This is a genomic window from Nocardia sp. NBC_01499 (assembly GCF_045040275.1).
In the GTDB taxonomy this organism is placed as follows: Bacteria; Actinomycetota; Actinomycetes; order Mycobacteriales; family Mycobacteriaceae; genus Nocardia.
In genome coordinates this window covers 94,706-115,338 of record NZ_CP109426.1, presented here as the reverse complement: position 1 = coordinate 115,338, position 20,633 = coordinate 94,706, and the positions used below count along the sequence as shown (strand labels likewise).

18 protein-coding genes and 1 riboswitch are annotated in these 20,633 nt (G+C 66.9%); of the genes, 10 read left to right on the top strand and 8 right to left on the bottom strand.

The window, feature by feature from the left end:
• Positions 1 to 2: 2 nt before the first annotated feature.
• The 5 genes from OG203_RS00435 (at position 3) to OG203_RS00415 (ending at position 4,284) form a co-directional block, all read left to right on the top strand.
• Positions 3 to 1,292, top strand: coding sequence for an acyl-CoA dehydrogenase family protein (locus OG203_RS00435; protein WP_405163624.1), 1,290 nt, complete (start codon positions 3 to 5; stop codon positions 1,290 to 1,292).
• 93 nt (positions 1,293 to 1,385) lie between these two features.
• Positions 1,386 to 1,610, top strand: a complete 225-nt coding sequence (locus OG203_RS00430) for a hypothetical protein (protein WP_405163623.1) — start codon at positions 1,386 to 1,388, stop codon at positions 1,608 to 1,610.
• A gap of 47 nt (positions 1,611 to 1,657) precedes the next feature.
• The gene (locus OG203_RS00425) at positions 1,658 to 2,203 is read left to right on the top strand and encodes an HNH endonuclease (protein WP_405163622.1); all 546 of its coding nucleotides are present in this window, start codon (positions 1,658 to 1,660) and stop codon (positions 2,201 to 2,203) included.
• Positions 2,204 to 2,229: 26 nt separating this feature from the next.
• Positions 2,230 to 2,505 carry a WhiB family transcriptional regulator gene (locus OG203_RS00420; protein WP_405163621.1) on the top strand — a complete coding sequence of 92 codons (276 nt, stop codon included), beginning with the start codon at positions 2,230 to 2,232 and terminating at the stop codon, positions 2,503 to 2,505.
• A 111-nt stretch (positions 2,506 to 2,616) separates the two neighbouring features.
• Positions 2,617 to 4,284, top strand: coding sequence for a VWA domain-containing protein (locus tag OG203_RS00415; RefSeq protein ID WP_405163620.1), 1,668 nt, complete (start codon positions 2,617 to 2,619; stop codon positions 4,282 to 4,284).
• Between the two features lie 137 nt (positions 4,285 to 4,421).
• Here the strand turns inward: OG203_RS00415 and gcvP are convergent, their stop codons facing one another.
• The 7 genes from gcvP to OG203_RS00380 all read right to left on the bottom strand — a co-directional run bounded on the left by gcvP (position 4,422) and on the right by OG203_RS00380 (position 11,870).
• Positions 4,422 to 7,244 (bottom strand): aminomethyl-transferring glycine dehydrogenase, encoded by a 2,823-nt coding sequence (gene gcvP / locus OG203_RS00410; RefSeq protein WP_405163619.1) that lies wholly within the window; start codon positions 7,242 to 7,244, stop codon positions 4,422 to 4,424.
• A gap of 149 nt (positions 7,245 to 7,393) precedes the next feature.
• Positions 7,394 to 7,493, bottom strand: a riboswitch (glycine riboswitch).
• 254 nt (positions 7,494 to 7,747) lie between these two features.
• On the bottom strand, positions 7,748 to 8,341 hold the full coding sequence (locus tag OG203_RS00405; RefSeq protein ID WP_107656386.1) for a MerR family transcriptional regulator: 594 nt from the start codon (positions 8,339 to 8,341) through the stop codon (positions 7,748 to 7,750).
• A 206-nt stretch (positions 8,342 to 8,547) separates the two neighbouring features.
• Entirely contained in the window at positions 8,548 to 9,021 is a 474-nt protein-coding gene (locus OG203_RS00400; RefSeq protein ID WP_069160942.1) for a bifunctional nuclease family protein, read from the bottom strand.
• 251 nt (positions 9,022 to 9,272) lie between these two features.
• Positions 9,273 to 10,073, bottom strand: a complete 801-nt coding sequence (locus OG203_RS00395) for a MerR family transcriptional regulator (protein ID WP_405167739.1) — start codon at positions 10,071 to 10,073, stop codon at positions 9,273 to 9,275.
• 93 nt (positions 10,074 to 10,166) lie between these two features.
• The gene (locus OG203_RS00390) at positions 10,167 to 10,652 is read right to left on the bottom strand and encodes an FHA domain-containing protein (protein WP_405163618.1); all 486 of its coding nucleotides are present in this window, start codon (positions 10,650 to 10,652) and stop codon (positions 10,167 to 10,169) included.
• 168 nt (positions 10,653 to 10,820) lie between these two features.
• The gene (gcvH, locus tag OG203_RS00385) at positions 10,821 to 11,219 is read right to left on the bottom strand and encodes a glycine cleavage system protein GcvH (protein WP_405163617.1); all 399 of its coding nucleotides are present in this window, start codon (positions 11,217 to 11,219) and stop codon (positions 10,821 to 10,823) included.
• A gap of 81 nt (positions 11,220 to 11,300) precedes the next feature.
• A complete protein-coding gene (locus OG203_RS00380) occupies positions 11,301 to 11,870 on the bottom strand; it encodes a CDP-alcohol phosphatidyltransferase family protein (protein ID WP_405167738.1) in 570 nt (189 codons plus the stop codon).
• A gap of 257 nt (positions 11,871 to 12,127) precedes the next feature.
• Here OG203_RS00380 and OG203_RS00375 point away from each other — a divergent pair, with 257 nt between their 5' ends.
• From OG203_RS00375 to OG203_RS00365, 3 genes are all read left to right on the top strand, one after another.
• Positions 12,128 to 13,822 carry a GMC oxidoreductase gene (locus tag OG203_RS00375; protein WP_405163616.1) on the top strand — a complete coding sequence of 565 codons (1,695 nt, stop codon included), beginning with the start codon at positions 12,128 to 12,130 and terminating at the stop codon, positions 13,820 to 13,822.
• A 75-nt stretch (positions 13,823 to 13,897) separates the two neighbouring features.
• Positions 13,898 to 15,295, top strand: a complete 1,398-nt coding sequence (locus tag OG203_RS00370) for a DUF2252 domain-containing protein (RefSeq protein WP_405163615.1) — start codon at positions 13,898 to 13,900, stop codon at positions 15,293 to 15,295.
• 114 nt (positions 15,296 to 15,409) lie between these two features.
• The gene (locus OG203_RS00365; RefSeq protein ID WP_405163614.1) at positions 15,410 to 16,291 is read left to right on the top strand and encodes a nuclease-related domain-containing protein; all 882 of its coding nucleotides are present in this window, start codon (positions 15,410 to 15,412) and stop codon (positions 16,289 to 16,291) included.
• Here the strand turns inward: OG203_RS00365 and OG203_RS00360 are convergent, their stop codons facing one another.
• Positions 16,292 to 18,691: an ATP-binding protein gene (locus OG203_RS00360; protein WP_405163613.1), complete on the bottom strand. Its 2,400-nt coding sequence runs from the start codon at positions 18,689 to 18,691 to the stop codon at positions 16,292 to 16,294.
• 223 nt (positions 18,692 to 18,914) lie between these two features.
• On the opposite strand from OG203_RS00360, the gene OG203_RS00355 reads away from it, so the two are divergent.
• Together OG203_RS00355 and OG203_RS00350 are read left to right on the top strand one after the other, a co-directional pair.
• Positions 18,915 to 19,595 carry a phosphatase PAP2 family protein gene (locus tag OG203_RS00355; protein ID WP_405163612.1) on the top strand — a complete coding sequence of 227 codons (681 nt, stop codon included), beginning with the start codon at positions 18,915 to 18,917 and terminating at the stop codon, positions 19,593 to 19,595.
• A 132-nt stretch (positions 19,596 to 19,727) separates the two neighbouring features.
• Positions 19,728 to 20,576: an LLM class F420-dependent oxidoreductase gene (locus OG203_RS00350; RefSeq protein ID WP_405167737.1), complete on the top strand. Its 849-nt coding sequence runs from the start codon at positions 19,728 to 19,730 to the stop codon at positions 20,574 to 20,576.
• Positions 20,577 to 20,633: the final 57 nt, after the last annotated feature.

Here is a 20,633-nt window from a genome sequence, read left to right as displayed (position 1 = left end):
CCATGGCTTGGGATTTCGAGACCGACCCGGAGTACCAGAAGAAACTGGACTGGGCGGCGGAATTCGTCCGCACCGAGGTGGAGCCGCTCGACCTGCTGTACCCGAACCCCTACGACCGCACCAACAAAGAGGCGATGGCGCTCATGCGCCCGCTCAAGGAGCAGGTCAAGGAGCAGGGGCTGTGGGCCTGTCACCTCGGTCCCGAACTCGGCGGCCAGGGCTACGGGCAGATGAAGCTCGCGCTGCTCAACGAGGTGCTCGGCACGTCGGTGTGGGCGCCGTCGGTATTCGGTTGCCAGGCACCGGATTCCGGCAATGCCGAGATCCTCGCGCACTACGGCACCGCCGAGCAGAAGGCCAAGTACCTTGAGCCGCTGCTGGCCGGTGAGATCGGCTCCTGTTATGTGATGACCGAACCCACCGGCGGTTCGGATCCGACCACCTTCAAGACGCGCGCGGTGCGCGACGGCGACCACTGGGTGATCAACGGCGAGAAGTGGTTCAACTCCAACGCGCAGTTCGCCAGCTTCCACATCGTCATGGTGGTCACCAACCCCGAAGTCAGTGCCTACCAGGGCATGTCGATGTTCATCGTACCCGCCGACACCCCCGGCCTCGAGATCGTCAAGAACTTCCACGTGCACGGGTTCAGCGAACACGAGGGACACCTGCGGTTCACCGACGTCCGCGTGCCCGCCGACCACCTGCTCGGCGCCGAAGGCCAGGGCTTCATCGTCGCGCAGACCCGGCTCGGCGGCGGCCGCGTGCACCACGCGATGCGCACAGTCGCGTTGGTGCGCAAGGCCTTCGACATGATGGCCGAACGCGCCGTCTCCCGCCCGATGCGCAAGGGCCCACTGGCGGGTCTGCAGATGACCCAGGAACGCATCGCGGACAGCTGGATCGAGATGGAACAGTTCCGCCTGCTTGTCCTGCGCACCGCATGGCGCATCGACAAGGAACAGGACTACCTCAAGGTGCGCAAGGACATCGCCGCCATCAAGGTAGCCATGCCCAAGGTCATGCACGACATCGCCCAGCGCGCCCTGCACCTGCACGGCGCCATCGGCGTCAGCACCGACCTGCCTTTCGTCGACATGATGAACTACGCCGAGGTGATGGCGATCGCCGACGGCCCCACCGAGGTCCACAAGATCACCCTCGCCAAGGAAGTCCTCAAGGACTACGAACCGGGCGACCCGGTATACCCGAGCGGATACCGCCCGGCCCTGCGCGAAAAGGCGCGCGAGCTCGTCGCCCAACGCCTCGAACACATCGTCGGCAACCTGTAAAGCACGAACAACCGGACCTCGACGTGTACGTCGAGGTCCGGTGCCGTTAGCGCATTGGCAATATCGAAGGACCCTTCGGCGCAGCCGAAATAAATGACCCGACAGCGGCAGGTCCGTTATGTCACCATGGGATTCTACGACGATCACCGGGTAGAGGTGATCAACGAGCATGCGGAAAGGAGGAGGTGGCAAATGATTCCGAAGGACCCGATCCGGGCGAACATGGATGCGACACAACGATTGTCGACCGCGAAACCCGCATTCGGCCGACAGCTGTGCGGCGGACGCGAAGACGGCCACCTCCTGGCCGGTCACTGACCCGCCCCACCTCCTCGCTCGACTCCTCCCGAAACATGGTGATTCCCATGCCCTTCCGTCATGCCGCCACCCCCGCGGCACTCACCGCCGACAACTGGATACACACCGCAGTGCTGGTGCTCAACGCCTCCTACGAGGCGCTCACCGAGATCAGCGCCTACCGCGCCGTCGTGCTGCTGGTGGCCGGCGCCGCGGAGTCGATCGCTGACCGGGCGCCGCACTTCCAGATCCGATCCCAACACCACGAGCTACTGCTACCGGAGACCATCCGCCTGCTGCGCTACGTCTACATCGAGCACACCGCGCTGGTGCACGACGAGAGCCGGGCCACCCTGGCCGCAGTACTGCGCCGGGACAACCACCGCTGCGGCTACTGCGCCGCCTGGGCCCGCACCGTCGACCACATCCGGCCACGCAGCCGGGGCGGCCCGAACACCTGGAGCAACCTCGTCGCCTGCTGCGGCCCCTGCAATACGACCAAAGCCGACCGCACCCCGGAAGAAGCCGGTATGCGGCTGCTGTGGCAACCCAAAGCACCCAACCACCAGGTCAAGCAACAGCGGCGGATCTGGAAGCAGCTCGCCACCACCTGAAACAGCCGAGAAAGGAGAGGATCGTGATGACCGTTCACACTGAGACCACCGCGGTCGTGCAGCTGACCCTGGCGGAGCTGCTCCCGCTCTCGGACTCCCGAGAGTGGCATCGGGCCGCCTGCCGCGGTGACCCGCACCACGAGGCATGGTTCCCGTACCCGTCGCAGGACTTCGACTACGCGCGCGGTATCTGCGCGGGCTGCCCCATCCGTGCGGCCTGCGGCGAATTCGCCGCCCGCACCGGCCAGTCCGGGGTCTGGGGCGGCCACGAGTTCGACCGAGGACAGCTCGTCCGCCCATGAACGCCGCCGCCGTGTCCCGCCAGACACGGCGGCGGGCAGTTCAGCGCGGCTCGCCGCCGCACGCAAGACTCGCCGAGCCCGCAAACCGCAGGTGAACATAGACTGTGCACCGTGGGCACTCATCGCAGCGGAATCCGATCTCGGGGCGTCAGCAAAGGTCCGGTTATCGCAGTAGTGGCCATCTTGCTGCTCGTCGCGGGGGTCGTCGCGTGGTTTCAGCTACGCGACAGGGCAGCTACCGAGGACAGCGCGGCCGCGGCGGAGTGCGTTTCCGGTCCCGCGACGCTGTACGTGACCGCGGATCCGGACATCGCCACGCAGGTCAGAGGCATCGCGGACCGATACAACGCGACCAAACCCAAGGTGCGTGACCACTGCGCACAGGTGGTGGTGACCGCGCAACCGTCCGCGGCGATCGTCACGGCATTCACCAGCGGCAAGCCATGGGACCAGAACCTCGGCCCGCAGCCGGTGCTGTGGATCCCCGATTCGACGCGCTCGATCGAGTCCATGCGGGTGCCCGGGATGATCGAGGGCACGCCGGCGCCGATCGCGGTGAGCCCGATAGTTCTCGCGGTGCCTGACCAATTGCGTGGCGCGCTAGAACAAGCCAAGACCACCTGGGCGGATCTTCCACGCCTGCAACAGGGTTCGCTCAACGATGTCGGCCTGCCCGGCTGGGGTGGCCTGCGCATGGCACTGCCGCCCGGCGACTCCTCCCTGGCCGCCGCCGTAGCGGTGGGGTCCGCCGTATCCGGCGCCGAACCGCTCAGCGAGCAAGCCGCGCAGTCCGGACAGGCGGTCTCCGCCATCTCCGGACTCGCCGCCACCGCACCGGACGCGACGGACACCGCGGCCGCGTTCGGCATCATCACCGGCGCGCCGCAATCGGCCACCGTACACGCGGTCGCCACTACCGAACAGCAAGCGAAAACCCAAGCGGGACTTACCGTCTTCCATCCGGCCGGTGCCACGCCGATGGCCGACCACCCGGCCGCGCTGATGTCGGGACCGTGGGTCGACAAGACCCAGAACCTCATCGGCGGACTCTTCGCGGACTACCTGCGCGCACCCGAACAGGCACAGGCATTCACCGCCGCGGGCTTCACCACCGCGCCCGCCACCACCCCGGTACCGCCGAGGGCAGCGCTCGACAAAGTCCGTGCCACCATGGCCAATCCGGTGCTCGGCGTGCAATCCACTGTGCTGGTGGACGTCTCGGCGTCCATGTCGACCACCGACGGCTCGACGACCCGCCTCGCGAATGTCCTTGCCGCACTGAACTCCACGTTGACCGTGATGCCGCCGGACTTCGGCCTCGGCCTCTGGACCTACGGCAAGAACCTCGACGGCACAACGCCTTACAAGGTGCAGGCCGCGACCGCCAAACTCACCGACGATCAGCGCACCAAGCTCAGCAACGCACTGGACGCGGTCAAGGCCAGCGATGTGCGCTCCGATCAGGCGTACCCGACCCTGATCGCCGGTTACAAGAGCGCGATCAACGGCTACACCGCGGGCCGCACGAATTCGGTGCTGCTCATTACCGATGGGCCCGACGACGATTCGACCGTCACCGGCGCCAAACTGGCCAGCGACATGGCCGCCGCGATGGACAAGGCGCACCCGGTCCGCGTCGACATCATCGTGATCGGCGGGCAGGGCACGCAGACCCTCAAGAGCATCTCCGACCAGACCGGCGGCACCTACACCCGCCTCGCCACCTCCGACGACATCAGCTTCGGCTCCGCCGTCGTCCAGTCGCTCACCGCGCCGTAAAGCCGCGCGCCTCTTGATGTCCCGCACCGAGTTTCGCATGCGATTCCAGGTGCGGGACATCAGAAAGCGTGCGGCGACTCGCAACGCGCAAACGCCCTCCGGCTGATGTCAGCGGAGGGCGTCTGCGGTAGATGCCGTCAGTCGGCGTACGCCTCCAGCGGCGGGCAGGAGCAGACCAGGTTGCGGTCGCCGTACGCGCCGTCGATACGACGGACGGGCGGCCACACCTTGGCCCGCGCGTGGCCGAGACCCCGTGGGTAAACGGCGGTTTCGCGGCTGTACGGGTGCTCCCACTCACCGACCAGGCTCGCCGCCGTGTGCGGCGCGCCGCGCAGCGGATTGTCGGTGACCGGCCAGACACCGGCCGCGACCTGATCGATCTCCTTGCGGATAGCGATCATCGCCTCGATGAAATCGTCGAGCTCGGCCAGGTTTTCGCTCTCGGTCGGCTCCACCATCAGCGTGCCTGCGACCGGGAAGCTCATGGTCGGCGCGTGGAAACCGTAGTCCGCCAACCGCTTCGCGACATCGTCGACGGTCACGCCGGTCTGCTTGGTGATCTCGCGCAGGTCGAGGATGCACTCGTGCGCGACCATGCCGTGCTCACCGGTGTAGAGCACCGGGAAGTACTCGTCGAGCTTGCGCGCGATGTAGTTGGCCGACGCGATGGCCGTCAGCGTGGCGCTGCGCAGGCCGTCCGCGCCCATCATCCGGATGTAGGCCCAGGTGATCGGCAGGATCGAGGCGGAACCGTAGTTGGCCGCCGACACCGCGTGCGAGTCGGTCACCAACGGGTCGCCGGGCAGGTAGGGCGCCAGGTGCGAACGGACCGCGACCGGACCGACACCGGGGCCACCGCCGCCGTGCGGGATGCAGAACGTCTTGTGCAGGTTCAGGTGGCTGACGTCGCCGCCGAACCGGCCCGGACGGGCAAGCCCGACAAGGGCATTCAGGTTCGCGCCGTCGACGTACACCTGACCGCCCGCGTCGTGCACCAGCGCGCACAGCTCCGAAACCTCGTGCTCATACACGCCGTGCGTGGACGGGTAGGTGATCATGATGCAGGCCAGCCGGTCGGCGTGGTCGGCGATCTTGGCGCGCAGGTCGTCCAGGTCGACATCGCCGTTCTCGCGGCATTTGACCACCTCGACGCGCAGCCCGGCCATCGCCGCCGAGGCCGCGTTGGTGCCGTGCGCGCTGGACGGGATCAGGCAGGTATCCCGGTGCGTGTCACCACGATCCAGGTGGTAGCGCCGGATCGCAAGCAGCCCGGCGTACTCGCCCTGGCTACCCGCGTTGGGCTGCAGGCTCACCGAGTCATAACCGGTGATGTCGCACAGCCACTGCTCCAGATCGTGGATCACCTGCAGCAGGCCGGGGGCGTCCTCGACCGGCGCGTACGGGTGCACGCGGGCGAAGCCAGGCCAGGTGATGGCCTCCATCTCGGCGGTCGCGTTGAGCTTCATGGTGCAGGAACCGAGCGGAATCATGCTGCGGTCCAAGGCGATGTCCTTGTCGGACAGCGACCGCAGGTAGCGCAGCATGGCGGTTTCGGTGTGGTACTTGGTGAACGCCGGGTGGTCGAGGAACTCCGAGGTACGGTTCTCGATCGCGACGGCCGGAGCCGGTTCGGTCGGCTCGGCAGACAGTGTGGTGCCGAAGGATTCGAGCACCGCCGCGACGTGCGACTCGGTCGTCGCCTCGTCGCAGGCGATGCCGACATGATCGGCGTCGACCAGGCGCAGGTTGATCCCGCGCGACTTCGCCTTCGCCACAACGGCTTCCGCACCACCGGGCACGTGCGCAAGCACGGTGTCGAAGAACGTGTCGTGCACGACCGCGCCGTCCAGCCCGGCGGCGATGGTGGCGGCGTGCCGGTGCACGCGGCGGGCGATATCACGCAGGCCGTCGGCACCGTGGTAGCTCGCGTACATCGCCGCGACGATCGCGAGCAGCACCTGCGCGGTACAGATGTTGGAGGTGGCCTTCTCCCGGCGGATGTGCTGCTCACGCGTCTGCAGCGCCAGCCGGTAGGCGACGTCACCGTCCGCGTCCACCGAGACGCCGACCAGCCTGCCCGGCAGCTGCCTGGCATACGCGGTGCGCACTGCCAGATACCCCGCGTGCGGGCCGCCGAACCCGAGCGGCACACCGAAGCGCTGGGTGGTGCCGAAGCAGACATCAGCGCCCTGGTCGCCCGGCGAGGCGATCAACGTCATCGCCAGCAGATCCGCGCCGACCGCGACCAACGCGCCGCGCTCGTGCGCCGCGCCGATCAGCGATGTCCAGTCCACTACCCGTCCGGACGCGCCGGGCGCCTGCACGAGCACACCGAAGAATTCACCTTCGGGCAGCTCACCCGACGACAGATCCGCCGAAACGAGCTCGATACCGAGCGGCTGCGCGCGAGTGGTCAGCACGGTCTTGGTCTGCGGGAACAGGTCGGTATCGATGACAAGGCGCGAAGACTTGGACCGGCTGGCCCGCTGCAGCAGCGTCATCGCCTCGGCGGCCGCGGTGGCCTCGTCGAGCATGGACGCGTTGGCCACGTCCATGCCGGTCAGCTCCGACACCATGGTCTGGAAGTTGAGCAGCGCCTCGAGCCGTCCCTGGCTGATCTCCGGCTGGTACGGCGTGTAGGCGGTGTACCAGGCCGGGTTCTCGAGCAGGTTGCGCACCAGCACCGGCGGGGTCAGCGTGTCGTAGTAGCCGAGCCCGATCATCGAGGTGGCCACCGTGTTGGAGTTGGCAAGCCCGGCGAGTTCGGCCAGCACCTCGTGTTCGGTTGCGGCAGGCGGCAATCCGGCCAGGCCGGATCCGTCCAGGATGCTCGCGGGCAGGGCCTTCGTGGCGAGCTCGTCGAGCGAGTCGACGCCGACGACGTCCAGGATCCGGGCGAGTTCGCCACGGTCGGGTCCGATATGGCGATCGGCGAATGAGCGAGTCACGGAAGCTCCCATTGGGTCGGGCGGGTCGACGGGGGGTCGACGGGTACCAGCCCTCCCCCTCTGTCGTGTTGCCTGAGAGATTCGGACGCGCGACCGCGATGAAGGTCGAGCCCCTTTCCCCATGGGCGGGCGGCCCGAAGCCACCGCTTTCCAGAGGCGCCCAAGCCCGCACGGTCCCTGATGCCTGAGAGATTGACGGGGAGGTGCTGCTCCTTCGGCGCCCGGACTCTATAGAACCCGGGACTCTCCCGCACGGCGTTGGCGCGCTACCAGTTTAAGCCGACGACACGCCAGAACGTGGCACCGGTCCCTTCCTTGCGGTGTCGCGCTCGTCACGCAAGCTCCGCGGGCTTGTGGCCATACAACATAGATCGATGCGCATATCTACTTAACGCAATGTTTTAGAACCGCTCCACACGAAGTGGTCCATTCAGGAAAATGAAGTGCCACGCAGCACAACACCCCGCTACCCTCTGTTTATCGGGGAGGCGGGGTGTTGTGTCAGCTGTCTACTTTTAACCAGTCTTGCGGCTCATCCGAGCCTTGCGCCGGTAGGAAAGCTCGTCCTCCGGCCGTTCCGTCACCGCGGACGCGCGCTCCGCGGGGAAGTTGGCGATCGCGCCGGTGAGCTCGTGCATGGCACCGCTGATGGCGATACCGAAAACGCCCTGCCCGCCCTGCAGTAAATCGACTACCTCCTCGGCCGAGGTGCACTCGTACACCGAGGTACCGTCGGAGAACAGGGTGATCCCCGCGAGGTCCTGCACTCCCCTGCTGCGTAGGTGATCGACCGCGATCCGAATGTTCTGTAGCGAGATGCCCGCGTCGAGCAGCCGCTTCACGATCTTGAGGACGAGGATGTCCTTGAACGAGTACAGCCGCTGACTCCCCGAGCCCGCGGCGCTGCGGATGGAGGGCACGACCAACCCGGTGCGCGCCCAGTAGTCGAGCTGCCGGTAGGTGATCCCGGCCACCTGGCATGCGCTTGGCACTCGGTAGCCGACCAGATCGTCGGGAACCGAGTCGTCCGGGAACAGGCCTGGCTGTACCACATCCTGCGATTGCTCTGCCACTGACCACTCCCTTGCTTCGCCGACGGCTAGCCTCATCGATGACCCGGCTCCGTTTCGACCACTGCGGTGCTGACGACCTGGCCAAAACGGACGTGGCCCAACTATCGAGATTACTCCCCCTGATTGTCCAGGGAGCACCATCGTCAGGCCAAACGCGACGCGCGGTTAAACTCTCAAGCTCTGGTTAAGGGCTGATCCCCCGGTCATCCCGCGAAAACGCCGGATTGCCGGAAAGATCCTGTTCAGCTATCCGTGGCCTTGAAATCGTCGGGCGAGACCGACTCCAGGAACTCCTTGAACTTCTCCACCTCGTCCTCGCGCTCGTCCGGCATGACGAGCCCGGCTTCCTCGAGCACCGGCTCCTCCGCGTAGATCGGGCAACCGACCCGCAAGGCGATCGCTACCGAATCGGACGGGCGCGCCGAGATGTGCAGATCGTTCTCGAACACCAGGTCGGCGTAGAAGGTGCCCTCCTGTAGATCAACGATGCGCACTTCCTTGAGGGTGTGCCCGAGCTCGGTGATCAGGATCTTGATCAGATCGTGGGTCAACGGACGGATCGGCGTCACCCCCTCCTGCTCCAGCACGATCGCCGTTGCCTCGGCCTGCCCGATCCAAATGGGTAGGTACCGGTCCCCCGAAACCTCACGGAGCAACAGCACGGGCTGATTCTGTGGCTGTTCGACACGAATGCCGATCACACGCATTTCACTCATGCCTCCACCTCGCTAACGCTCAGTTCCGGCATGCGCGATGCACGCTGTGACATGATTCGTTCGCTTCGCTCACTCACCGCACTGCCTCCCATAATCCTCCGGCCACCCGGCACGACCACCGCCCAGCTCGCCGTACCAACGAGTCTAGGCGAACCCACGCGGGTGCAGCGATCGGTGTGCACAGCCGAAATCGGCGTGTTGGATGACTGAAACATGACACGGATTCCGCATCAGCGGTTTGTGCGGGATGTTCAGCCGCCCAGCGACGTCCGCACCGACGACTTCACCAGACAGGCGTGCAACGTCAGCGACAGCGCCGCGAGTTCGCGCACCGTTTCTTCGGCTCTGGCGCGCGCACCGGCGTCGCGGCTCTTCGCGATCGGGGCGGCGATCTGCGCGACCAGCGCGGCCTCGCGATCGGCGGCCAGCTTGAACGCACGCAAATGCCGTGCCTCCAAACCGAATTCGGCCATCGCCTTGGCGGTCTTGGCCAGCGTGACGGCGTCGCCGTCGAAGAATCCGGCGGCACCCGGGGTAATCAGGTTCGCTCGGATCAGATCGTTGAGAAAGGTTTCGTCGATGTCGGCCTGCGCGAGCAGATCGGCGCGGGTGAGCCGGATTTCGTGATCGAAACGCAGATCGTCGGGGGAAATCTCGCTTGGCACCACGCCGAGCCTCCTCGGCGCCGCGGCGCCGTTCCTGTTCCCGCCAGGCGCGGTCGGGTGCTCGGAGTCGGACACCGTAGGTGCCGACTCCGACGCACCCGCACGGCCGGAGTGCGCCCGGGCGCGGGCTTCCCGCACACCGAGCGTCGCCGCACCGCTGTCGATCGCTTCGAGTTGTTCCTTGATCACCTTGAGCGGCAAGTACTGATCGCGTTGCGCGGTCAGCACGAACCGAAGCCGTTCACAATCGGCGATGGAGAATCTGCGGTAGCCCGAGGGCGTGCGCTCCGGCCGAATCAGGCCTTCCGCTTCGAGGAAGCGGATCTTCGAGATGGTGACGTCCGGAAAGTCCGGACGCAGCAGGTCGAGCACGGAGCCGATCGACATCCCTCCGCGCGCCCACTGCGCCGCGCCGGTCACAGCGCTGAGTCCTTCATGACTCCGAGCCCTTCATGAGGAGAAAGAACCCAGCGCCGCTGCTCATAGGCTCCCTGCACCCGCAGAGGAGTCGTTGGCCTGGGCCCGCGGTCCGGTGAGGAACACGAGACGGAACTTACCGATCTGTACCTCGTCGCCGTTCTGGAGTTCCGAGGAGTCCACCGGCTCCCGATTCACATAGGTGCCGTTCAGGCTGCCGACGTCGACAACCTGGAACGAATCGTCGTCCTGACGGAACTCGGCATGCCGACGGCTGACGGTGACGTCGTCGAGAAAGATGTCACTGTCGGGGTGGCGGCCCGCCGACGTAGTCGGCTGATCCAGCAGGAACCGCGAGCCCGCGTTCGGACCGCGCTTGACGACCAGGAGGGCCGCACCAACAGGCAGACCCTCGACCCCTTGCACCGGCTGCTCGCCGGCCGGCTCTCCGGAGCGCGACGCGTCGACCTCGTTCAGGAAATCCGCGCGAAAGACCGACGTCGTCTCGGCCGCGGTCTCCCCGTAACCCGGGTCTTTGTTCTCGCTCACCGTTTCTCTCCTCCTCGAACCTGATTATCCATGCAAGCAGGTGATACCTGTGGCACCACGACCTGCCGTCGAGTCCCTAGATTCCCGACAATGACTGTCGGCGCATCTGTTGGCATTGACCGTACCCTGCCAGGGCGTGCCCGTGCAGGTAGAACCGGGAAGGCTGATTCAGCCCCCGATAACTCCTTGATAACCTGCCGCATCCAACAGTTCACCAAGGGTCTTGTCGAGGTCGCCGGCGTCCGCGACCTCCAGTTCGAACAGCCACCCCGCGCCGTACGGATCGGTGTTCAGCGTCTCCGGCTGCTGCACCAATTCCTCGTTCACCGCAACAACTTTCGCGCCGAACGGCGCGTAGATGTCGGACACGCTCTTGGTCGACTCGACCTCGGCGATGCTGTCCGCCGCAGCGACATCCTTGTCGGTTTCGGGCAGCTGCACGAACACAACGTCACCGAGTTGAGACTGCGCGTAATCGGTGATGCCGACCCGAACCCGGGTCGGGGCGATCCGCTGCACCCACTCGTGCTCTTCGGTGTAGCGCAGCTCTTCGGGGGTCTGGGTCACAGGCCGTCCGTCCTTTCCGTCGTGATCGTGTGGGCGCAACTCTATGCGAGGGTTGAGACAATGTTCGACTCGACGCCTCGGTCAGGTCGAGCGGTGTGGCACAGCCGGTATCGAGCGAGCGATGGCGATCGCCTTACCGGTGTAGAGCAAGCCGGTCCATACATACACCGCCGTGCCCCAGACCAGTAATGCCCCGCCGAAGGCACGGCCGAAACCGGCCAGCGCCCAATCCATCTCCCCGGCCAGCAGCCAGACCAACGCGGACATCAGCGCGAAGGTCGCCGCCTTGCCCAGATAGATGACCTCGGGCGGGGGTAGGTCGCGGCGTTTGTAGACCGGCAGCAGCAGCGTCAGGATCAGGTCGCGACCGACCAGGATCACCGCGACCCACCACGGGATGAGGCCGCGGATCACGAACGCCGCCAGGGTCGTCACCAGGTACAACCGGTCGACGAACGGATCGAGCAGGGCGCCGAGGCGGGAGGACTGATCGAGCAGGCGGGCCAGCTTGCCGTCCAGGAAGTCGGTCAGGCCGCTGGCGAACGCAAGCACGAACGCCCAGCCGTCGGCATGCTCGACCAGCAGCAGCCACAGGAACAGCGGAACGCCGAGCAGGCGCACGAAACTCAGGACATTCGGGACGGTGAGGATGCGGTCGTCGAAGACGCCGCCGGTCGCGCCGTCGGTATCGGCGCGCTCCTCCGGTTCCGTTGTGCCCGATTCGGTTGTCACGCCCCGTGCTTACCGCACCGACCCCGGTCACCGCCATCCGGGCACGCCGGTTTTCTCGATATCTCCGTGCGAGGATGGTTTGTGCCACAGCCCGGCGATGACAGAATGAGTATGAAATCATCTCATCTGTCGGTACGGTGAGCTACTGGCCGGTGGCCGGTTAGTGAGAGGAAGTCATGCCCGCATTCGACTACGACGTGGTGGTGATCGGCTCCGGTTTCGGCGGCAGTGTGAGCGCGCTCCGGTTGACCGAGAAGGGATATCGGGTCGGTGTGCTCGAGGCGGGCAGGCGGTGGAATGCCGAGGACATCCCTAGCTCGAATTGGAATGTGCGCAAGTCGATTTGGGCGCCGCGACTGGGTCTGACCGGTCCGCAGCGGATCAGCGTGCTCGGCAAATGCGCGGTGTTCTCCGGCGCAGGCGTCGGCGGCGGCTCACTCATCTACGGCAACACCCTCTATGAGCCGCTGCCGGACTTCTACACCGACAAACAGTGGGCGCACATCACCGACTGGCGGGCCGAATTGGCGCCGTACTACGACCAGGCGCAGCGGATGCTCGGCGTCGCGCCGAACCCGCGAATGACCCCTGCGGACGACGTGATCCGCGAGATCGCCGACGATCTCGGTGTCAGCCACACTTTCCATCCCACGAATGTCGGCGTGTTCTTCAATGAGGACGATCCGGGCACCGAGGTCGACGATCCCTACTTCGGCGGCGTCGGTCCGCGCCGCAACGGCTGCGTGCATTGCGCGCGTTGCTTCACCGGCTGCCCCAACAACGCCAAGAACACCACCACCACGAACTACCTCTACCTGGCCGAACAGGCTGGCGCCGAGGTACATCCGCTGACCACCGCGACCGTGGTGCGGCCGCTGCCCGACGGCGGGTATGCCGTCGACACCGAGCGCTCGGACCGCTGGATCCGCAAGCAGCGCAAGACCTTCACCGCCGAGCAGGTGGTGTTCGCCGGTGCCGCGCTCGGCACCCAGAAGCTGCTGCACAAGATGCGCGATGACGCGGTGCTGCCGCGCCTTTCGCCCCGGCTCGGCGAGCTGACCCGCAGCAACTCCGAGGCGATCCTCAACGTGGTGAGCCGCTCGCGCCGCGATTTCGCCGAGGGCATCGCGATCACCTCGTCGATCCATCCCTCCGACGACACCCACGTCGAGGTGTGCCACTACGGCAAGGGGCAGAATGCGCTGTTCCCGTTGTCGGCGCCGATCGTGGATGGTGGCGCGTTCCGTTTCCTGCGCTTCCTGCTCGCGATGCTGCTACATCCGCTGGTCTTCCTGCGCAGCCTCAACGCCAGGCACGCCTCGGAGAAGTCGGTCATCCTGCTGATCATGCAGTCGCTGGACAACTCACTGACCTCGTTCCGCAAGCGGGGCCTGCTGAAGACGAAACAGGGCACCGGCGAACCGAATCCGACCTGGATTCCCATGGCGCACGAGATCGGCCGCCGCTTCGGCGAGAAGGTGAACGGCGACACGCACGGCCTGGTGATGGATGTGTTCAACATCCCGGCGACCGCGCACTACATCGGCGGTTGTGTCATCGGCGACACCTCGGAAACCGGTGTGGTCGACCCGTATCAGCGGATATTCGGCCATCCTGGCCTGCATGTGGCGGACGGGTCGGCGGTGACCGCGAACCTCGGCGTCAACCCGTCGCTCACCATCACCGCGCAGGCGGAGCGGGCAATGGCGTTCTGGCCCAACAAGAACGAGGCCGACCCGCGGCCGGAACTCGGGACGGCCTATCAGCGCATCGCCCCGGTGCGGCCGAAGCAGCCGACGGTGCCCGAATCCGCGCCAGGCGCGCTGCGCCTGCCGATCACCCCGGTCGACCCGCCGGTGTCAGCCAAGTGAGTGGCATACCCGACGGCACTGAACGTGGTGTAGCCGACAGCGTTGCGGGCGCTGGCACCCGCTAGCGTCAGCAACGTGTCAGACAGTTTCATCGATCTTCGTTCCTATGTCCCCGCGGCGGACGTGCGTGCGCGCGGACAGGCCTTGCGCGAACGGGTTCCCGTCGACGCGCGTGATCGGGTCGCCGAGGGCACGCGGCGGCCCGGCGTGCTCGACTTCGTCGAGGCGAGCAACGTGGGTCGGCTCCCCCACCTGGTGCCGCTGCGGATCGGCCGGATGATCGCGTCCCCGTTCACCTTCTATCGCGGCGCGGCCGGGCTGATGGCCGCCGATCTGGCCGACGGACCGGACACCGGGCTGACCGCGCAGCTCTGCGGCGACGCGCATGCCGCGAACTTCGGCCTGTACGGCACGCCACGCGGCGAAATCATCATGGACATCAATGATTTCGACGAGACCATCGTCGGCCCCTGGGAGTGGGATCTGGACCGGCTCGCGGCCAGCCTGGTGCTCGCTGGGCGGGAAAGCGGTGCGGGCGAGGACGACTGCCGCGCGGCCGCGCACGACGCGGCGCGCGCCTACCGTCTGGCCGCCGCGCACTTGGCCGAGCAGCCATTCCTGGAATCGTGGAGCGCGTTGCCCGACGAGTCGGTACTGAATCAGGCGGCGGCACATGACCTGATCGATGACTTCAAGAAGGCCGCGAAGAAGGCCCGCAAGAACACCAGCGCGAAGGTGGTGGCCAAGTGGACCGAGCACCTCGAGGACCATCAGACCGGCATCACACAGCACCGATTCATCAGCGACCCACCGATTCTCACGCCGGTCGATGAACAGGTCGCGGCGGCGATCACCGACGGACTGCAGCGTTACGCCGAAACGCTGCGTTCCTCGCGGCGCACGCTGCTCGCCCGATTCGCGGTGTCCGACATCGCTTTTCGCATCGTCGGTACCGGCAGCGTCGGCCTGCACACCTACGTCGCGTTGCTGCACGGTAACGAGGGTGAGGCGCTTGTGCTGCAAGTCAAGCAGGCCAATCCCTCCGCGCTCGCCCCGTACCTGCCCGTACCGTCGCCGAAACACGAAGGCGAGCGAATCGTGCAGGGCGCCAGGCTTGTTCAGTCGGAGACCGATATCCTGCTCGGCTGGACCAGCGTCGACCCGACCGGCGACGGCACCGAATTGCCTTTCATCGTCCGCCAATTCCGGAATCTGAAGGGCAGCATCGACCCCGCCGGACTGTCCGCGTCCGACCTCGACGACTACGGCAGGCTGGCGGGCGCGCTGCTGGCCCGCGCGCATTCGCGCTCGCTCGATCCGCGCCTGCTCGCTGGCTATCTCGGTGACGACGAGCGGTTCGACAACGCGGTCGCCGATTTCGCGGTCCGCTATGCCGATCGCACCGAAGCCGACCACGCCACACTGGTCGAGGCGGTCAAGGCGGGCAAGATCGCGGCCGAAGAGCCGCAGTGATCGGGGCACCAACACGCCGACTATTGCCGTGAGCGCGGCGAACTCGGCCGTGCACCTCGTATCCTGTGCACTGTCGAGTGTCGACGTGAAGGGCGGTCGTTAATGCTCGTGCGAGTGCAGAACGCCGCAGGCACCAATGCCGAGCGGGCGCTGATCGATTGGCTACGCACCTGGAAGGATCCGGGCAGCCCGAAGGGCGTCGCCACGATCAACTGCAGTCTGTTCCACAAGGATCGGCTGCACCAGTTCGACGCGGTGGTGTGGACGCCGACCAGTTGTGTGGTAATCGAGGCCGAGGCGCTGGTCGCCCGGCAGGACGGCGTGCTGGAGATCCCGCTCAACGGCCAGTGGACGATCAACGGCGACCCGGCCGCCATGGAGGGCCGGGACCGGCGCACCCCCTTGGAGAAGTCCCGCGAGCACACCTTCGCGCTGCAGAACTGGCTGGCCGCGCGCGGCCTCGGCCAGCGCGCGGTGCACGGGCTCGCGCTGGTGGTCCCGCTACGCGGCGCCGAGCTGAAGATCCAGCAGGCGTGGAGCGACCCGAGCTTCGACGTGATCCTCGGCGACGACCCAGGCAGGCTGCGGCACTACTTCGACGCACTCGCCGAGCAGGAGAAGCACCTGTGGACGGCCAACGACGTCGCCATCGCCTTCCGCGGCCTCGGCATCCTGCCCTACCTGCCCGCCCCGCAGGAACTGCTGAACGAGGGCTTCCTCGGCCCGATCGACATCACGCTGTGGCACGGCGGCCCGAACCAGGCGCAGGCCGAGGCGTACGCGGACGAATTGGCGCAGTCCGAGCGCGCGGGGAACCGGCCAGCCTACGCGGTCGAGGCGCCCTGGTACAGCCCGTGGAAGCTGTATCCACGGGAAACCCGCGACATGGATTTCGGTCGTGCGTTCATGCGGATCACCCTGGCGGTCGGCATGCTGATCGCGTTCGCCTGGGTGCTGTGGTTCGTCATCAGCGCGATCTTGACCTACGGCCCCTGATCATGCCTTGCGCGCCACGGTGATTCGCGGCAGCTCGGTGGCCGGCGGATCGTCGTCGGGTGCGGGTTCGGTGCGGCCCGTAGCGTCGGTCGCGGTATCGCGTTGCATCAGCAGCGCGACGTGCAGCCGCGACGGACAGTCGAGCTTGAGCATCACCTGCCGCACGTGGTTGACGACGGTCCACTCGGAAATCCCCAACTGGGTCGCGATCATGCGGTTCGTCATGCCGGTGGCCACCAGTTCGGCGATTTCGCGCTGCCGGTTGGTGAGTGCGGCCAACGGTGATTCCTCGGGATCTGGCAGCGTGGGAGCGGCCAAGGCGTAGGCCACCGCGCTCGCCAAGGTCATCTCCGCGGCCATGTCCTGGAGCTCGCGGAACCTGCTCTCCCCCACCGCATTCCGGTGCTCGATTGCGCGCGGAGCCGGATCGCCCTGCCCCAGTGGGGGTATGCCGTGCGCGGCACGCAGGTGGCGGGCGCTCAGTGTCAGCATGAGCGTCGGCTCGGCGTACTCGACCCCTGCCGCGTCATAGGCCAGGGCGCAGCCTTCCAGCGCGACGATCGTCTGCAGCACATGGGTGGTGAGATCGTCGTTGGCCAGATTCTCCCGGTAGAGCGATTGCGCACGGTCCGCCGTCTGCGGCCCGATCTGGGTGCGCGCCAACGTATTCAGGCCGATCAGCCGAGCGGTGGCGTCCAATTGCCTGACCCGGTCCCTGATCCGCGACCAGGTCCCGGCGTCCCGGCGCGGCGGGTGCGGTATGTCGAGCAGCGCGAACGAGATCTCGATCCGCATCGGCCACGGCCCGCCCAGCTCGCCACCATGGCGTGCCGCCGCGCGCAGCAGGTCCGCGGCGCGGTCTCGATCGCCCACCGCGATCAGCACCACCGCGAGCGGTACACCGGCCTTGGCGGCGTCCAGGTGTTTGTCGAAACGCCGGTACGCGGCAACAGCATTCGTGAGCAGTTCGACGGCCCGGTGCAGCCGCCCGGACCGGCCCGCCCAGATGCCGAGCACCTCGAGGCACAGCGGCGCCGTCACTCCGGGCGCCAGCGTCGTGCGGTCGCTCATCTCCAGCGCCTTGGCAAGCACCGACTCCAGCTCGCTCTGATAGCCGTGCTGTATCCACGCCGATTCCAGCAGCGCCGCCATCAGGACGGCACGCTCGGGCTGCCCGGTGTCGATCAGATAGTGCAGTGCGGCAAGGAAATCCACGATCCGCCTGCCGCCGACGTCCAACGCGGCGGCGCGGTGTTCGTACTGATCGAATTGCGGTCCGATGACCTCGGCCAGCTGGCAGAGGCGGTCCACATGATCCTCGCGAATCGCCTTGGCGCGGGCCGGATTCGCGGCGAGCACCTGTCGGCAGTACGCGCGCACGGTGGCGAAGAATCGGTAGCCGTTGCCCCTCGGCCCGCTGTCGACGTGGCCGAGCAGGCTGCGGTGCACCAGGTCACCGAGCGCGGCCGTGGTCGCCTCCTCGGTGGTTCCGCCCGCCAGACAGGCGATGTCCGTGTCGATCACCGACGCGAAAAGCGACAGGCGCAGCAACAGGTCGAACGTCGCGGGCGCGATGTCGTCCAGACCCCATTCGACCGCGCCGTGCAGCGTCCGGTGCCGGACCGGAACATCGACATAGGGCAATGACCGCAGATCCGCGCCCGCCTCGACGCGGTGCAGGGTGCGGACCGGGCCGATCCTGGCGATCGAACCCGCGGCCAGTTCGAGGGCGAGCGGCACACCGTCGAGCTCGCGCACGATCTCATCGAGGACGAGCCGGTCGGCCACCGCGGCCGTGCCCCGGTAGTGGCTGTCGATGCTGTCGAGCAATAGCTGGGCGGCGGGCGAGGAGCCGGGGTAGTAGTCGCCGTCGTCATAGCCGGTGGGTAGCGGTGGCACGCACAGCACGCATTCGCGATACAGGTTGAACGGGACGCGGCTGGTCGCCACGAGCATCAGCCGCGGGCAGTGGTCCAATAGCCGGGCGATATCGGTGGAGATCCGTGCGACCACCCGATCACAGTTGTCCAGCAACAGCATCGCGTGGCGGGTGTCGATCCTTGCGGCCAGCGCCGTCAACGCGTCGGCGGGATCGAGCGGCTGGCGTGCGGGGCCGAGCGGCCCGTGACTCGCGGCGTCGAGCACCGCGTTCCACGCGCTTGCCCGATCCGTGCACTCGGCGAGATCGACGATCGCGTCGAGGCGTTCGTGGAATGTGCTGTGCGACAGGGCTTCTCGAGCTAGCCTGGATTTACCGACCCCGGCGGTACCGGTGAGCGTGAGCAGCCTGACCCGAGGATCGACGAGCAGGCTGGCGAGCTCGGCGAGTTCAGCCGCCCGCCCGACGATTGTCGGGAGCCGATATGTTCCGGCCAGCGAAGGCCGGACGTCGTCGCCCACCATCGGCACCTCTCAGTCACTGCCACAGCCCAGCCGACCGAAAGAGATAAGCCCGAGCCACATTGCGTGCAGGCCGACCGAGCCGAGATTCCGATCGGCGAACCTAAATGTTCACCGATCGGCTACGACCATACCAAGACCTTGCCGCGTCCCGTCGGGTTAAGCAGGTCTCCGAGTTGACCTGGGGCTACGGCGGTTTCCTTTCAGTCGTTATGGTCGACCGGTGTTCGGACTACGGCAAGACCTCAGCGTCGGGGGCGCGTACCAGCTCGGCGGCATCGCACTGGGCGGCGCGGTCGCCGGACTGTTGCCCGCGACCTTTCCACCCGACGGCGGCCCGACCGCGCTCGACCGCACCCTCGCGACGCCGATCCACTCGGCGCTCGACACCCGGCCCGGCATCTATCAGGCGCTGGTGATTCCCAGCAACGGCTACATCCTCCTGCCGCTATTGCTGCTCGCGGGCGCGTGGTTCGCCTACCGCGGCGACCGGTGGCGTGCCGCGATCATGGTGATCGTTCCCGAACTCGCCGTCGGCATCAATGCCGTGCTGTGGAAACCGCTCTGCGACCGGCACTTACACGACTATCTCGCCTACCCCAGCGGGCACACCGTGCATCTGGTCGCGGTCGCTACCGCGTTCATCGTGCTTGTCGATTCGGTCCGCGCCCGGGTCATCGCGCTCGTGGTGGCGGTGCTCGCGCTGTTCGCGGCGGCCGTCGGCATGGTCGGGCTGGGCTATCACCTGCCCACCGACATCATCGGGGGCGCCGCCGCTGCCATCGCGATGGTGCTCGCGCTGTGCTGGGCGGCGCAGCGGCTCACCTCACGCGCGCGGCGGCACCGGGCGAGTCCTGCCGAACCGAATTCGGCCCAGTCCGTCGCTCGGCCCGGCGGCCCATGACCTCAGCACACTCGTGACACGCATGCGGCGGGCGGACAGTTCAGCGAGTCGGGCCGATGCGCGGCAAACCCTTGGTACCCGCCCCGAACCATGGTAGAACTTGTTCTAGTTTAGCCGATGGGAGAGCGTACGGTGCGGTACGGGATTGTGTTGTTCACCAGCGATCGAGGCATTACGCCCGCGGACGCGGCGGTGGCCGCCGAGGGTGCCGGTTTCGACACGTTCTACGTGCCGGAGCACACGCATATCCCGGTGGTGCGGGCAGCGGCGCATCCGAGGACCGGTGATGCGAGCCTGCCGGACGACCGGTATCTGCGCACCCTCGATCCGTGGGTGGCGCTGGCGACCATTGCCGCCGTGACGACCAGGATCGGATTGTCCACGGCGGTGGCGTTACCGGCCGAACACCACCCGATCACGCTGGCCAAGACCATCGCCTCGCTGGACCACCTGTCCGGCGGCCGGGTCAGCCTCGGCGTCGGATTCGGTTGGAACACCGACGAACTCGCCAACCACGGCGTGCCGCCGAACAAGCGCCGCACGGTGCTGCGCGAGCATTTGGACGCGATGCGCGCCATCTGGACCGACGAGGAAGCCAGCTTCGCAGGCGAATTCGTGAACTTCGGCGCCAGCTGGTCGTGGCCGAAGCCGAAACAGAAGCGGATTCCGGTGCATCTCGGCGCCGCGGGCACCGAGCAGTCGTTCACCTGGCTGGCCAAGAACGCGGACGGCTGGATCACCACCCCCACCGAGGACGGCGTGGACGACAAAATCGCACTGCTGCACCGGATTTGGCGTGAACACGGCCGCGAAGGCACGCCGGAGGTCATCGCGCTCGCGGGCAAACCCAACCCCGCACAGTTGGCGCAGTGGGCCGAATCCGGTGTCACCGAAGCCGTTTTCGGCATGCCAGACCGGTCGACCGACGAAGTGCGCGCCTACCTCGACCGGCTCGCCGGAAAGCTCGGCATCACAGCCTAGTCCTGGATACGACAGCGGCCCGCGCGTAGACCTCACGCGCGGGCCACTGCGTTGCGG